11 protein-coding genes and 2 pseudogenes are annotated in these 13,881 nt (G+C 50.1%); 3 read left to right on the top strand and 10 right to left on the bottom strand.

From position 1 onward, the window contains the following. A pseudogene (locus ACFPVS_RS06150) lies at positions 1 to 188 on the top strand (IS5/IS1182 family transposase); the annotation flags it as partial. 157 nt (positions 189 to 345) lie between these two features. Here ACFPVS_RS06150 and ACFPVS_RS06145 read toward each other — a convergent pair. The 5 genes from ACFPVS_RS06145 to polA form a co-directional block, all read right to left on the bottom strand. Beyond that, complete coding sequence (locus tag ACFPVS_RS06145) at positions 346 to 582, bottom strand: cytochrome-c oxidase (RefSeq protein ID WP_095502508.1); 237 nt, start codon at positions 580 to 582, stop codon at positions 346 to 348. Positions 583 to 768: 186 nt separating this feature from the next. Then, positions 769 to 1,098 (bottom strand): STAS-like domain-containing protein, encoded by a 330-nt coding sequence (locus ACFPVS_RS06140; RefSeq protein ID WP_096294551.1) that lies wholly within the window; start codon positions 1,096 to 1,098, stop codon positions 769 to 771. Positions 1,099 to 1,116: 18 nt separating this feature from the next. Beyond that, on the bottom strand, positions 1,117 to 1,515 hold the full coding sequence (locus ACFPVS_RS06135) for a hypothetical protein (protein ID WP_096294552.1): 399 nt from the start codon (positions 1,513 to 1,515) through the stop codon (positions 1,117 to 1,119). Continuing rightward, on the bottom strand, positions 1,505 to 2,050 hold the full coding sequence (locus ACFPVS_RS06130) for a hypothetical protein (protein ID WP_123804044.1): 546 nt from the start codon (positions 2,048 to 2,050) through the stop codon (positions 1,505 to 1,507). Before ACFPVS_RS06130 ends, ACFPVS_RS06135 begins: the two co-directional genes overlap by 11 nt. A 71-nt stretch (positions 2,051 to 2,121) precedes the next feature. Further along, positions 2,122 to 4,917 carry a DNA polymerase I gene (polA, locus tag ACFPVS_RS06125; RefSeq protein ID WP_378595497.1) on the bottom strand — a complete coding sequence of 932 codons (2,796 nt, stop codon included), beginning with the start codon at positions 4,915 to 4,917 and terminating at the stop codon, positions 2,122 to 2,124. Positions 4,918 to 5,260: 343 nt separating this feature from the next. On the opposite strand from polA, the pseudogene ACFPVS_RS06120 reads away from it, so the two are divergent. Then, positions 5,261 to 5,807: pseudogene (locus ACFPVS_RS06120) on the top strand (carboxymuconolactone decarboxylase family protein). Between the two features lie 178 nt (positions 5,808 to 5,985). Here ACFPVS_RS06120 and ACFPVS_RS06115 read toward each other — a convergent pair. Beyond that, positions 5,986 to 6,990: a quinone-dependent dihydroorotate dehydrogenase gene (locus ACFPVS_RS06115; protein WP_378595496.1), complete on the bottom strand. Its 1,005-nt coding sequence runs from the start codon at positions 6,988 to 6,990 to the stop codon at positions 5,986 to 5,988. 205 nt (positions 6,991 to 7,195) lie between these two features. Between ACFPVS_RS06115 and ACFPVS_RS06110 the strand changes: the two genes are divergently transcribed. After that, entirely contained in the window at positions 7,196 to 7,900 is a 705-nt protein-coding gene (locus ACFPVS_RS06110; protein WP_096294554.1) for a fumarylacetoacetate hydrolase family protein, read from the top strand. A gap of 57 nt (positions 7,901 to 7,957) precedes the next feature. Here ACFPVS_RS06110 and ACFPVS_RS06105 read toward each other — a convergent pair whose 3' ends face one another. From ACFPVS_RS06105 to rfbC, 4 genes are all read right to left on the bottom strand, one after another. Then, positions 7,958 to 9,376: a tetratricopeptide repeat protein gene (locus tag ACFPVS_RS06105; RefSeq protein ID WP_378595495.1), complete on the bottom strand. Its 1,419-nt coding sequence runs from the start codon at positions 9,374 to 9,376 to the stop codon at positions 7,958 to 7,960. Positions 9,377 to 9,519: 143 nt separating this feature from the next. After that, positions 9,520 to 10,761 carry a capsule biosynthesis protein gene (locus tag ACFPVS_RS06100; RefSeq protein WP_378595494.1) on the bottom strand — a complete coding sequence of 414 codons (1,242 nt, stop codon included), beginning with the start codon at positions 10,759 to 10,761 and terminating at the stop codon, positions 9,520 to 9,522. Between the two features lie 170 nt (positions 10,762 to 10,931). After that, positions 10,932 to 12,980 carry a capsular polysaccharide biosynthesis protein gene (locus tag ACFPVS_RS06095; RefSeq protein ID WP_378595493.1) on the bottom strand — a complete coding sequence of 683 codons (2,049 nt, stop codon included), beginning with the start codon at positions 12,978 to 12,980 and terminating at the stop codon, positions 10,932 to 10,934. Positions 12,981 to 13,105: 125 nt separating this feature from the next. Beyond that, positions 13,106 to 13,645 carry a dTDP-4-dehydrorhamnose 3,5-epimerase gene (gene rfbC / locus ACFPVS_RS06090; protein WP_096294556.1) on the bottom strand — a complete coding sequence of 180 codons (540 nt, stop codon included), beginning with the start codon at positions 13,643 to 13,645 and terminating at the stop codon, positions 13,106 to 13,108. Positions 13,646 to 13,881: the final 236 nt, after the last annotated feature.

Genomic DNA, 13,881 nt, shown 5'->3' with positions numbered 1-13,881 from the left:
GCAATACGCAGCTGTCGGAAGTGCGCTGTGCGGCCGGGCAAACCTTCGGTACGCCGCACCGGAAATCCGGCTGTAAAAGAGCGCGTTATTTCGGTTTACGGAAAGTACCGGCGCAAAGCCATTTGAAAGCGGTGTGCCTGAACCTGCCAAAGGCAGCCGGCAGGCTTCGTGTGCCTGCTGCTGCCTGAAAAGGGCAATGGCACCCGATAAAGGGGCTGATTGGGGGAAATACGGACGGGAAACACGTCTGAAAATGAAAAAACGGTTACCTGATTGTTCAGGTAACCGTTTGGATGGGGTGGCCGGTATTTCGCAAAGGTCTCGGCCTTTGGTATGGTTTAACCATCAATCTTTATCATTGCCGGCCACATCGTTGACCACATCTTCCACAAACTGCTCCACCGGATTAATACCCGACTGCTCACGCACGATTTGACGCTGCTCATCTGTCAACGGCTCATATACTTCCGTCGCCGCACGCTCACGCGCTTCTTCACGCTTGCGGTCTTGCTCTTCAAAGCTCTCATAAGGCTGCGGCTTCACTTTACTCAAATCCACTTCATCGCCTTTAAAAATGCTCATATCTCGCTCCTTTGCGTTATTGCGGGGTATGGATTGAGTGTAAACAAATAGGGGTGGGGTGGCAAGTAAGGATGGGTAAAAGGGGCTAACTGACAAAAGATGAGTATATTTCGTTATCAAAGATAAAGCTGCTTGAAAAAAATATTTCAAGCAGCTTTTTTATATTTTTTATAAATGTATGAAGCTTTAAGCCATCGCTAAATCTAATTTTTGTACTTTAAAATTAGCTAACTCTTTTTTCCTGCCTAAAATAGCTTTTGCGATACTCTTATCCGCTTGACCATTGCCATTGATTAAACGTATTTTTGATTTAACAGTATCCCAGCCATAAATTTTAACTAGAATACCTACGCATTCATCAGCAAATGAGCCAGAAATTATTTCCGTATTTTTGAGATCAAGGATAATTTTCGTGCAATCTTTGTCTTCAATAAGACTGATAATTTGGTCTCGAAATGGAATAGCGGAGCGACGAGAAGCAAGGCTACCGCTAGGTAAGCGAATAGTTTGTTCCATGATGTGTACTCCTTAAGTTTAATCGGTTAGTGCTAATAAAATATCACTAAGTTCTGAATTGTCTACTGAGTCGATACAAGGTTGTGTTAATGCTTCTACATTTAGTTGACATGTGATAATAACGCCATCCCAATTGTATTGTTCAGAAGTGGTGTAGACAATATTAGGCGAATTCGGATTGATTGACAACATACAATTTCCAGAAACTATATTTAATTTTCCATTATATTGTTGAATTAATTCGATAAATTTTGCTAATCCCAGACCTGCATGATTGTTGCTTTTCCTGTATTTAGCGGATTTCCCCATGGGGTTTCCAATTACATCGGAGGGAAGTTGTTGTGTCCAATCATCATAATTTTCGGCTTCAATCTTTTTGGAAGAGTGCCCTTTTTCGATACACCATTTATTGGTCATGTGTTGAAATTGGCAAATTTACACGATTGAGCTCTTTTAAAAAGCCACCGCCTAAATCTGCTAGTGCAAATTCGATTTTTCCAGCTTTCTTGTAGAGTTGAGTCATGGAGAATCCGGTAGATTTTCCATGGGACCATACATTGTCATGAACTTCTCCAATTACTTCCTTTAATGAATTTAGTCCCTCACTTTGGTAATTAGTTGTGAAGTTGCTGATACAGCTAATAATTTGTGTATTGGCGCTATCTGTGGCTTCTTCATTATCGAGTAAGGTTAAAACGGAGTAAGTGCTACCTATGTTATGACGATAGTTAGTACAAGGTATGTTCCATAATGCTTCATTGAATCCAATAGTAGCTAAGTAGCTCTGAATAGACTCTGATTGGACCTGAAAACAATCTAATGTAATGGGGTTCTTTTTAAGATGGGCTGCAATTGTCACAATATATGATGGAGTCAGAAAGTCGTCATTTTTAATAAGAAAATTAGATCCTGAGCTACATTCTTGTAATGCTGAAAAAATATTTTTAGTCATAATAAAGTTTTATAGAAGTAGAGGGTTTGTGAGTTAGTATATTAATGTATTATTATTTAGTTATCTATCAATCAATGTGCTTCGTCCCAATTCTCCCCCACGCCCACTTCAGCCACCAGCGGCACGTTCAATTCACCTTTGGCGACATTGGCCATAATCTCGGGCAGTTTTCGCTTCACCAAATCCAATTCGGATTCCACCACTTCCAGCACCAATTCATCATGCACCTGCATAATCAGTTTGCTTTGCAGGCCGTCTGAAACGAGCCATTGGCGCACATTTTTCATGGCGCGTTTGATGAGGTCGGACGCGGTGCCCTGCATGGGGGCGTTGATGGCGGCGCGTTCGGCACCGGCGCGGGCGTTGCCGTTTTTGCTGTGGATGTCGGGCAGGTAGAGGCGGCGGCCGAACAAGGTTTCGACATAGCCTTGCTGCGCGGCTTGTTCTTTGGTGCGCTGCATGTAATCGGCCACACCCGGATAGCGGGCGAAGTAGCGGTCGATAAAGTTTTTCGCCGACACGGCATCGATGCCGAGTGATTTGGCCAAGCCGTATTGACCCATGCCGTAAATCAGGCCGAAGTTGATGGTTTTGGCGTAGCGGCGTTGGTCGGTGGTGACGTTTTCAGGGGGTACGCCGAACACTTCGGCGGCGGTGCGGCGGTGTACGTCTTCGCCGTTTTGGAAGGCTTCAAGCAGGGTTTTGTCGCCGGAGAGGTGCGCCATAATCCGTAATTCGATTTGCGAGTAGTCGGCAGAGGCAATCACGCTGCCGGCCGGTGCGTTAAAGGCGCGGCGCACTTTGCGGCCTTCTTCGGTACGGATGGGGATGTTTTGCAGGTTGGGGTTGTTGCTGGCCAAGCGGCCGGTGATGGCGACGGCTTGGGCGTAGGTGGTGTGCACGCGGCCGGTGCGCGGGTTGACCATTTCCGGCAGCTTGTCGGTGTAGGTGGATTTGAGCTTGGCCAAGCCGCGGTTTTCCAAGATGATTTTCGGCAGCGGAAAATCGGCGGCCAGTTGTTCCAGCACGGCTTCGTTGGTCGACACGCCGCCGGATGCGGTTTTTTTCAGGCCTTTGGTCGGAATGCCCATTTTGCCGAACAGGATTTCTTGCAGCTGCTTCGGCGAATTGAGGTTAAACGGCTGACCGGCGGCTTTGTAGGCCTGCTGTTCCAATTCAAGCAGGCGGCGGCCGAGCTCGTGGCTTTGGGCGGCCAATTCGGCTTTGTCGATTTGCACGCCGGTGCGCTCCATCTCGAACAACACCTGCGCCACGGGCAATTCCATGTTTTGATAAATATCGCGCTGCTTGTCGTCCATTTGTTTGACCAAATGGTTTTCGATGCGCAGGGCGAAATCGGCATCTTGGCAGGCGTATTCGGTGGCTTGTTCCAAGGCGGCATCGGCAAACGAAATCGCTTTCGCACCTTTGCCGCACAAGGATTCGTAGGTGACGGTTTCCAAGCCGAGCCAGCGCGCGGCCAATTCGTCAAGGCTGTGCCCCAAATGGCTTTCGACAATGTAGGAAGCCAACATGGCATCGCCGCTGATGCCTTGGAGCGCGATGTCGTAATTGGCGAACACGTGTTGGTCGTATTTGAGGTTTTGGCCGATTTTATGCAGCGTTTCGCTTTCTAAAAAAGGTTTCAGACGGCCTAATACGTCTTCCAAAGCCAATTGGTCGGGCGCGGCGGCCGGGGTGTGGCCGACCGGAATATACACCGCTTCGCCGGCGGCAAAGGCCATGCTGATACCGACCAATTGCGCATTCATGGCATCGAGTGAAGTGGTTTCGGTGTCGAGGCCGATGGTTTTTGCGGTGGCGAGTTTGCTTAATAAGGCGGCCAACTGCGCTTCGGTGGTGATGGCTTGGTAATCCAGCTTGGCCGGTGCTTCGGCTTGGGTGATGATGTGTTCAGACGGCATTTGGGCAGCCAACGCGGCTTGTTCGCCGATGTCGGGGTTGCCGAACAAATCATCGCCTTGCGCTGTTTCGCGCATACGCTCTTCCGCTTCTTTCAGCCAGGTGCGGAAGTTAAGGCGTTTGAATTCGACTGCCAATTGCGACCATTTCGGGGTTTGGCGGCGCAGACTGTCGAGACCCTCTGAGAGCTCGCCGTGCAAATCCAAATCGGTTTTAATCGTGACCAATTCGTAAGACAAGGGCAGGTAGGGCAGGGCGGCTTGCAGGTTTTCGCCGACTTTGCCTTTGATGTCGGCCGCGTTGGCCATCACGCCTTCGAGCGAGCCGTATTGCGCCAGCCATTTGACGGCGGTTTTCGGGCCGCATTTTTCCACGCCCGGCACGTTATCGACTTTATCGCCCATCAGCGCCAGATAATCGCGGATTTGGTCGGGGCGTACGCCAAATTTGGCCATCACGCCTTTGCTGTCGAACGTTTCGCCGCTCATGGTGTTGACCAAGGTGACTTGCTCGTTGACCAACTGCGCCATGTCTTTGTCGCCGGTGGATACGATGACTTTCATGCCTGCGTCGCCGCCTTGTTGCGCCAATGTGCCAATCACGTCATCCGCTTCTACACCCGGAATCACCAGCACCGGCCACCCCATCAGCCGCACCAGTTCCGGCAGCATTTCCGCTTGCGGGCGCAAATCATCGGGCATGGGCGGGCGGGCGGCTTTGTAGTCGGCAAACATGTCGTGGCGGAAGTTCTTGCCTTTGGCATCAAATACCACCGCGCAATAACCGTGGATATGGTCGGCGCGCAGGCGGCGCAGCATGTTCAACACGCCGTACACAGCGCCGGTGGGCGTGCCGTCAGGGGCGGTGAGCGGTGCCATCGCGTGGTAGGCGCGGTAGAGATAAGATGAGCCGTCGACTAACAGCAGGGTTTGGTTTGGTGACATGATAAAGCCTTTGCGAAGACAGCGCGTGATGACAGGCCGTCTGAAATCTAAGAAAATAAAGTGCATTATAAAGGAAAAGGCGGCTTTCTCTATATATCGCGGCCGTGGACTTGCAAATCCATAAAATAGCCGCCATACCTGAATCAAATGTCTGAACATAGTTTCAGACGGCCTACTAATCAATGAGTTAGCGGTGATAGCGATTTAATTTCAAGTAAAATCATACATCTGCTGCCGATATGGCTTTTTGTTTCAGGTAAAAACTTAGTGAGTGCTTTTGTTATTTCGGCGAATCAGGCAGCATGGCTCGTTTACTTTCATTGGGTTGGAAAAGGAAATCATCATGGCACGTTTGACCGTACACAATTTGGATACTGTTCCTGAAGCTGCGAAACCGCGCATGGAAGTGGTTTTGAAAAACAATGGCTTTATCCCGAACTTAATCGGTTTTGTCGAATGCCCCTGAGGCGTTGGCGTTTTATCAAGAAGCCGGCAAAATGAATGCCGCCAACAGCCTGACGGCAGGCGAAGTGGAAGTGGTGCAAATCATTGCCGCCAAAACCAACGAATGCGGCTTCTGCGCGGCGGGCCACACCAAATTGGCCACCCTGAAAAAACTGATGTCCGAGCAATCTATCCAAGCCGCACGTGCATTGGATGCGGATGCATTTGACGATAAGAAACTGTCTGCTTTGGCGGCGTTTACCCAAGCGGTGATGGCGAAAAAAGGCGTGGTAGCCGATGCCGAACTGCAAGCCTTCTTCGATGCCGGTTACAACCAGCAGCAAGCCGTTGAAGTGGTGATGGGCGTAGCTTTGGCAACTTTGTGCAACTATGTCAACAACTTGGCGCAAACCGACATCAACCCTGAATTGCAAGAGTTTGCATAACAGATTGTTGGTTTTATAGCGGATTTCATTACTTCAATACCAGGCAGCAAGCCGCAGACAGTGCAAGTAGTACGGCAAGACGCAGTAACGCCGTAGCGAAAGTTAAGTTAATCCGCTACAGATAAACAGAGGCCGTCTGAAATATTTCAGACGGCCTCTGTTTTGCCGCATATTGCGTTTAGCGAATCGCTGCCACACAATCTTTCACCAGTGCGGAACCCTGGTAGATTAAGCCGCTGTACACTTGTACGGCGGTGGCGCCCAAGCGGATTTTTTCGGCAGCGTCGCGGCCTTCCATGATGCCGCCGACACCGATAATCGGTAACGCGCCGTCGATGTGTTCAGCCAACAATTTCAGCACTTGGTTACTTTTCCCGCGCACCGGCAAACCGCTCAAGCCGCCTTGTTCTTTCGCTAAGGCGTGGTTGCCCAATGATGATTTGTCGATGGTGGTGTTGGTGGCGATGATGCCGTCCATTTGCACGCTTTTGACCACGTGGGCGATGTCTTCGATTTGCGCTTCGTCCAAATCAGGGGCGATTTTTACTGCCAGCGGCACATATTTGCCGTGTGCTGCGTGTAAATGCGCCTGCTTGTTTTTCAATGTTTCCAGCAAGGCGCTCAACTCGTCGCCGCCTTGTAAGGCACGCAGGTTTTTGGTGTTCGGCGAAGAAATATTAATGGCGATGTAATCGGCGTGGGCGTAGGCTTTTTCCAAACAAATCAGGTAATCATCGGCCGCATGTTCAATCGGGGTGGCGGCGTTTTTGCCGATATTGATGCCCAAAATGCCTTGGTAGCTGCTGGCTTCGATGTTGCGAATCATAGCATCGATGCCGTGGTTGTTGAAGCCCATGCGGTTGATAATGCCTTGGTGCTCGGGCACACGGAACAGGCGCGGTTGCGGATTGCCGGGTTGCGGCCGGGGGGTGACGGTGCCGACTTCGAGAAAGCCGAAACCGAGCGCGCCGAACGCATCGATACATTCGCCGTTTTTATCCAAACCTGCCGCCAAGCCGACCGGATTGGGCAGATGCAGCCCCATCAGTTTGGTGGCTTTGCCATGGTTGTTGGCGAAGGGAATCAGGCCGAGTTTGTTGCAGATTTGCAGGCCTTTGATGGTCATATTGTGGGTGGTTTCGGGATTGATTTTAAACAGAATGGAACGGGCAAGGGCGTACATGGGACAGGCTTTCTCAATAGTGGAAACAATGGCGGTATTTTACCTGAAAATCATGTAAAGGCCGTCTGAAACCGTTTGTAAGCTGACGACGGTCAAGCTTCAGACGGCCTGATGAACGCAACGTTTAAGCGAAAACGCACATCGGCTCAGACGAATCTGCTAAACTGTCGGCCAAATTGTCTTGATGAAAAACAAAGGAGAAATTATGTCATACGTTTTCGAGCCGGTTAAGACGGCTGCTTTGCCGGTAGCCGGCAGCAGCGACAAATATTCCGTGCGCCGCGTGTATTGCGTCGGCCGCAATTATGCCGAACATGCGCGTGAGATGGGTTCCGATCCTGACCGCGAACCGCCGTTTTTCTTTTGCAAACCAAACGACTGCCAATCAATCGTGCCGGTAGCGGCTAATGAAATCGTCGATTTGCCGTATCCGGGCTTAACGTCAAACTATCATTATGAAGTGGAATTGGTGGCGGCCATCGGCAGGGGTGGCCGGAATATCCGTGTGGAAGATGCCCAAGCACATATTTTTGGTTACGCCGTCGGCCTGGACATGACCCGCCGCGATTTGCAGGCGCAAATGCGTGAAACCGGCCGCCCGTGGGAAATTGGTAAAGCATTTGATTTTTCAGCGCCCATCGGGGAATTGCACCGCATCAGCGAAACCGGTGTACTTTCCGACGCAGCGATTGAATTGAGTGTCAACGGTGAAATCAAGCAAAGCAGCAACATCAATCACTTGACATGGAGCGTGGCGGAAACGATTGCCAAATTATCCGAATTGTTTGCCTTACAGCCGGGCGATTTGATTTTCACCGGTACCCCCGAAGGTGTGGGCGCGGTCGTGAAAGGCGATACCATCCGGGCGAAAGTCGAAGGCTTAACCAGCATTACTGTGTGCATTAAGTAAACATAGGGTTTCAATAAAACAGGCCGTCTGAAAGATAATTTTTTCAGACGGCCTGTTTTATTTTGAAGATGTCAAACCTGCTTCGCGCTGCCATTTGTCGAGCAAATACTGAAAGACCTGCGGGTTTTCATAGCCGTTCTCGATGGCGGCTTGCAGCCAAGTGCAGGCGATGGGCAGGTTGGCGACCACGCCTTGGCCGTAGTAATACAGGCGGGCAAGATGGTATTGCGCTTCGGCATGGCCTTGCTCGGCCGCTTGTTCAAACCAATAGGCGGCTTGGCGGTTGTCGGCTTTGACGCCTTGGCCGTGGTAATAAATAAGGCCTAGACCAAATGCAGCAGCGGCATGGCCTTGTGAGGCGGCTTGCACATACAGTTTGCGCGCTTCTACATAATTCACGGCCTGATTGCGGCGGCCTTGGTGGTGGGCGAGTGCGGTTTGATGAGCTTGCTCGGCTTCTTGGTGTTGCAAGGCGGCGGTTTTGATGCGGCCGTATTGCTCGGGGTGGTGTAGTGCGGCATCGCTCAACAGCTTTTGATAGGCACTCAAGCTGCCGTGTTCAGCAGCTTCGCGGTAATAATGCTCGGCGGTTCGTGCATCGGCTTTGATGCCCAAGCCGTAGCGGTAAATATCGCCCATCAATTGTAGCGCTTCGGGGTGGTGATGCGCGGCTGCGATTTTGGCGTGTTTGGCCGCTTGCAAGGGGTCGCGCTCGGTCAGTTGGCCGGTCAGATAATGGCGTGCCAAGGCGGTGCGCGCTTGTTGGTCGCCGTTATCGGCGGCGGTTTGATACCATTTCAAGGCATCGGCATGGTTTTGTTCGGCTAGAACATCGGCCAACAGGGTTTGCGCGGCGATAAAGCCGTTGTCAGCAGCAAAGCGCAGATGGTGGGCGGCCAGGGCGTTGTCGATGTTTGTGCCGAGGCCGTAGCGGTAGATTTTACCCAGTTGCCAATGGGCAACGTGCAGGCCTTGTTCGGCTGCCTGATGGTACAGTTCGCGCGCTTGGGCCAAATCAGGTTCGGCAGAAAAATGATGGTGCAACGCTAAAAAATATTGGCCGAACGGGTGGCCTTGTTCCGCTACCTGCTGCGCCCAATACACGGCTTGTGTCTCATGGCGGTCGGCATAATATTCGAGCAGGCTCAGTTGTGCAGCAAGCAGGCCGCTTTCGGCCAACCACGCATATTGCTGAATGTGGCGGTCAAACGAGGCGCCCATGCTTTCTCGGATGCGCAGCAGATTGTAGGTGGCGTAAGGATGTTTTTGTTCGGCAGCAATGTCGAGCCATGAGAGAATCCCCGGATAATCCGGCTGGGGCGCTTCCATCATGATCAGACTGATTTCAAACGCCGCATCCGCATGCCCTTGTTCCGCCGCTTGGCGCAGCAATGTCAAACCTTGTATGCTGTCCGGGCTTTTGGCCAACAACGCACAGGCTTGCTGATAAAGGGTTTCTGGGGTGGCGGCGCTCATGATGGATGGAATTATGCGTTAAGAGTAGGACATTATACTGTTTTTGGTAAAGTTTTGTTCATCACCGTGGCATGAATGTCAGGATTTAAGGATAAAAGGCTGTCTGAAAATAAATTTATTTTCAGACAGCCTTTGAGTAATCGTCAGCCTTCGGATTGAATGTCGGGAAAATTCACTTGGCTGTAAAAGCTGCCGTTGATTTGGGTAACGTTGATGTGGTACATGCGGTAGGCATGGAATAGCCGGCTATCCGGCGGCGTAGGATTGTTCCAAAAATCGGCCAGCTTGCCTTGACAGGTCATGCCGGGAATATCGTAATGCGCCCGCCCCAACACTTTGACAGGCATATTGTGAATCAAAGCCGATAAGCCGCTGGTACTGTTGATGGTCACCATGCCGATACCGTGGCGCAGGAAAACCGGTAAAGGAACATCATGCACATAGGTAATGCGGCCTTTGAGCTTGGGGTGTTTTTTCACAAAGTGCTTGATGTCGAGGGCGTAGTCGATAAAACCGCGATCCATCGGGTGATGCTTGATGATGAGGTTTACATCATCAGGCGCATGGTTGGCAAATGAGGTTAATACATGCAATAAGAAGCTGCGTACTGTGGAGAAATCGCAGTGGATGCGCACTTGGCTGTCGTTGAATACTTGCAGTGGAACGACAAAAAACTTACCGAATTTCCCTGCTTCGATTTGTTTGGCAAAGTTGGCATCTTCAATCCAGTAATTCAGTCGTTTGAAAATGGAGATAGACCAAAGATTCAAATAGTGGCCGAGATTGGGGGCACGGTGATGGATATAATTCGGGTATTTTTTGCGATTGAGATTGGCTCGAATGTAATAACGCGTGGCATTTTTCGCCATAGGCATGAAGCCGCCGGGCACAGGTTTCGGGTCGTGATATTCCTGTTTCTCCAGCATAGGAAATCGGGCGTTAAAAAATTCCGCCGTGCGTGGAAGTGGGGAGTATGCATTGACCCCTGATTTTTCTAAGGTGATGAAAAAAGGGCGGAAATAGCCTTCTTCAAATACCCAAAATGTCACATTGTTTTGATTACAAATTTGACGCGCTAAAAAATGGTAAGGGCGCGTATCGCCAAAGCAGACCACAGCTTGAATGTCGTGTAGTGTAATGTAGTGTTGGAGGTGGGTTGGAAAGTCGTCGTAAGTGCCCAGATAGGGGGAAGTATGGGCGATGCTTTCAGGATAGAAATACTCATCGCCGGCATTAAAGTTGAATTTGTGAACGGTTTTTCCGTGGGTAGAGGTCAGCCATGAGGACAAGCGCTGAAAAAAAGCCCCGACAGGGCCTTGTAACAGCAAAATGCGATCGGCAGTCTCTACCAATTCATGAAGATGGCTTTTAAGAAAACAGTTCATTGTCGTAATGTATCAAATCGGTCGTAATATTATTATTGATTATGTAAGTAACTTGCCGTTTGACATCAAAGCAAGCCGTTTATCTAAGAATACGATGGTTTGAGTGTTAGGTAAAGTTTGAAGGCATTGAATATTATGACTAAAGAATAAAACAATGGGCGGTAAGTTAATTATCCCGATAGAGAACGGTATAATTGTTTGATTTTACCGATTTGCTTGCTTAACCAACTTTTATGTAGTCTGGTGTTGTTTTTTTGCAAAGATTTTTGTGTTTTCAGCACTTCGATGGCGGTGGCGGCATCAATCATGCGGCGTGTGTCCGGGTGGACATAGCCGGGATAGTAGATTAAGGTGCCGGCGATTAGCTCCCAGAGTTTCAGACAGCGTGTGCGGCGCGGGAGGGTTAAGCGGTCTTCGGTTAAGCCCCAGCCTGCGTAAAACGGCAGCCCGTAGCACACTACTTTTTTGCCGCGCAACAAAGCTTCAAATCCGGTCAGCGAGGTCATGGTGTGTACTTCAGCGGCGTATTGCAGGCAGGTGAGAATATCGGCTTCGGGTGCGGTTTGATCGGCATAGCGTGCCATATCTTCCGCACTGATGTGGCCTTTGCGGTTGCCACTGACTACGTCGGGATGCGGCTTGTAAATGATATAAGCGTCGGGATGGCGTTCGCGCACGGTACGGAGCAAATCCAGATTACGGTAAATTTCGGGCGAACCATGCCGGACAGACGCATCATCTTCCACCTGCCCCGGTACGAGAATCACGGTTTGGCAGGTGTCCGGTGGGGTAAACACCTGATTGCCGACATTGTATTTGCTGATGTGGTGTTCAGTCAGGGTATGTTGCAGCATGGAGGCCGTCTGAAAATCCTGTTCGCTGAAAGCTTGGTTTTGCAAGATATATTCCAAGCGTGACGGTGTTTCGGCATTGAAATAAATCCCCATATCGTCGGTAACCAAAGACAATGCCGGCACCAAGTTCGATCCCAAACCTACCGAGCGGATAAAACCGTCTTCCATCCGCAGCAAGGGCAAACCTCGACTTTGGGCAAAATCAATAATCGCCTGCCTGCCGTTGCCCCAAGCCAGCAGACGCGCATCGGCGGAAAAATCGATGTTTTCCAGTTTTTTGACCGATTTCACAAATTTCAGACGGCATGAAGGCACATTGAAAAAAGGCTTCATCACTGCCTGTTTCCATAACGACATTCCCACACAATACAATTCGCCCCGCAGCTTTTCATTCAAGCGGCGGGCAGCGGCCAGATAATCAATCACATCAAACAGCGTACCGGCCTTGCCTGTATTCGGATTAAGGTAGCGGCTGTATTGCAGGTAAGCTGCGGCAAACAGCTGCAACAGCGAGCGTGGCGCACGGCGTTTTTGTTCCGCCAGTTTGGCAATATCGGGATGACGGTCGTCACTTACACCCCAGCCGGCATACCACGGCAAACCGAAGGTCACCAAAGGCTGGCCGCACAATAGGGCTTCAAAGCCCATTTGCGAGGTCACACAATACACTTTGTCTACCTTTTGCAGCAGCGAAATCGGATTGATGTCTTCGGCCAACAGGCGCACACGCGGCTGCTGTGCCAAATCAGTAAGGTAACCCTGTTTCTTACCGGTCAATACATCGGGGTGGGTTTTGACCCAAATTTCCGCATCGGGATTTTCCACTAAGGCCGTCTGAAACATTTGATGGAACGTCGCTTTATCTGCCCCGCCATATCGAACCGCCATATCGCCGAAGGTTTGATCAATCACCAAAACAATATTTTTGTCCGCCTGCACAAGGCCGTCTGAAAAATCCGGTGCATGGTTGTATTTAGACAAACGGTGCGCCAAAATCAAATCGATAGCCTGCTGCGCTTGGGCAAGCATTTCAGACGGCGTATCTGCGGCCAAAATCAACTGTTCCAAACGTGAAGGGCTGGTTGTGTCGTAATAAATGCCGATATCGTCGTACACCAGAGAAAACGGCGGATAACCGGCCACGCCTAAGCCCAGTGAGCGCAAAAAGCCGTCTTCCAATGCCACAAACAGTAAGCCGTGTGATTGTGCAAAAGCACGTGTTTTATGGGTGGTCGGGCGTAGGCCCCAACCGATAACCGTTTCCGTATGTTGGCTTCTTTTTTGAATGGTGTACTCAGGCAGAAAATCCGTAAGATTGGGAATCTTACGGATGCCGCAGGATGGGATGTAAGCGTTTTTTGCCATATGGATTTTTTCTTGGGGAGATGAAAAGGTTTCAGACGGCCTGATCAGCATAAAACCGTTGGAACACTATTCTACCGAAAAAACAAAGGCGGGTGCATCCCCGCCTTGATTCATGGTGTTATTGCTTAGAACGTTACCGCTTCGGCGAGTACCTTACCCGCCAAATCCTTGGCCGATAAACTTGGTGCACCCAATAAGGGCCAATCGATTCCGACAGTAGCATCATTCCAAATCAAAGAATGTTCTGCATTCGGGTTGTAATAATCGGTGCATTTATAGACAAATTCCGCCTCATCGCTCAACACATAAAAGCCGTGGGCAAAACCTTCCGGCACCCATAATTGGCGTTTGTTGTCTGCCGATAAAATCTCGCCGGCCCAGTGGCCGAACGTAGGGCTGTTGCGGCGCATATCCACGGCGACATCAAAGACTTCACCCGATACCACACGCACCAGTTTGCCTTGGGTGTTTTCGGTTTGATAGTGTAAACCGCGTAACACGCCTTGGGTGGATTTACTGTGGTTTTCCTGCACAAAAGTGCGGTCGGCCACATTTTGGCGGAACCATTCATCGCGGAAGGTTTCCATAAAAAAACCGCGCTCGTCACCAAAAACTTTGGGTTCGAGCAGTTTGACATCGGGGATACGGGTGTCGATGATATTCATCATATTTTCCTAAAAACTAAAAAAGCGTTTCAGACGGCCTCAAAATTGGTAAAACAGCTTGAGACCTTTGAAAACTCCTTCAAAGCCAGCACATACAAAACCGACGTCATTCCCGCGCAGGCGGGAATCCATTTTTCAGCATAGCCAGCTGTTGAAAAAATAGGTTTCTTAGATGTCTCAATGGATTCCCGCCTGCGCGGGAATGACGGCCTTTAGGGTTTTTATTGGTTGTTCAT

The sequence above is a fragment of the Neisseria weixii genome (genome assembly GCF_042658245.1).
Lineage (GTDB): Bacteria > Pseudomonadota > Gammaproteobacteria > Burkholderiales > Neisseriaceae > Neisseria > Neisseria weixii.
This window is presented reverse-complemented; position numbering and strand designations above follow the sequence as displayed.

Bases quoted from the DNA above. Each gene is read 5' to 3' on its own strand.
- ACFPVS_RS06095 (WP_378595493.1), bottom strand. From the start codon at position 12,980: ATGGCAAAAAACGCTTACATCCCATCCTGCGGCATCCGTAAGATTCCC.
- ACFPVS_RS06100 (WP_378595494.1), bottom strand. From the start codon at position 10,761: ATGAACTGTTTTCTTAAAAGCCATCTTCATGAATTGGTAGAGACTGCC.
- ACFPVS_RS06115 (WP_378595496.1), bottom strand. From the start codon at position 6,990: ATGTACGCCCTTGCCCGTTCCATTCTGTTTAAAATCAATCCCGAAACC.
- ACFPVS_RS06135 (WP_096294552.1), bottom strand. From the start codon at position 1,515: ATGACCAATAAATGGTGTATCGAAAAAGGGCACTCTTCCAAAAAGATT.
- ACFPVS_RS06105 (WP_378595495.1), bottom strand. From the start codon at position 9,376: ATGAGCGCCGCCACCCCAGAAACCCTTTATCAGCAAGCCTGTGCGTTG.
- ACFPVS_RS06110 (WP_096294554.1), top strand. From the start codon at position 7,196: ATGTCATACGTTTTCGAGCCGGTTAAGACGGCTGCTTTGCCGGTAGCC.
- polA (WP_378595497.1), bottom strand. From the start codon at position 4,917: ATGTCACCAAACCAAACCCTGCTGTTAGTCGACGGCTCATCTTATCTC.
- rfbC (WP_096294556.1), bottom strand. From the start codon at position 13,645: ATGAATATCATCGACACCCGTATCCCCGATGTCAAACTGCTCGAACCC.
- ACFPVS_RS06145 (WP_095502508.1), bottom strand. From the start codon at position 582: ATGAGCATTTTTAAAGGCGATGAAGTGGATTTGAGTAAAGTGAAGCCG.
- ACFPVS_RS06140 (WP_096294551.1), bottom strand. From the start codon at position 1,098: ATGGAACAAACTATTCGCTTACCTAGCGGTAGCCTTGCTTCTCGTCGC.
- ACFPVS_RS06130 (WP_123804044.1), bottom strand. From the start codon at position 2,050: ATGACTAAAAATATTTTTTCAGCATTACAAGAATGTAGCTCAGGATCT.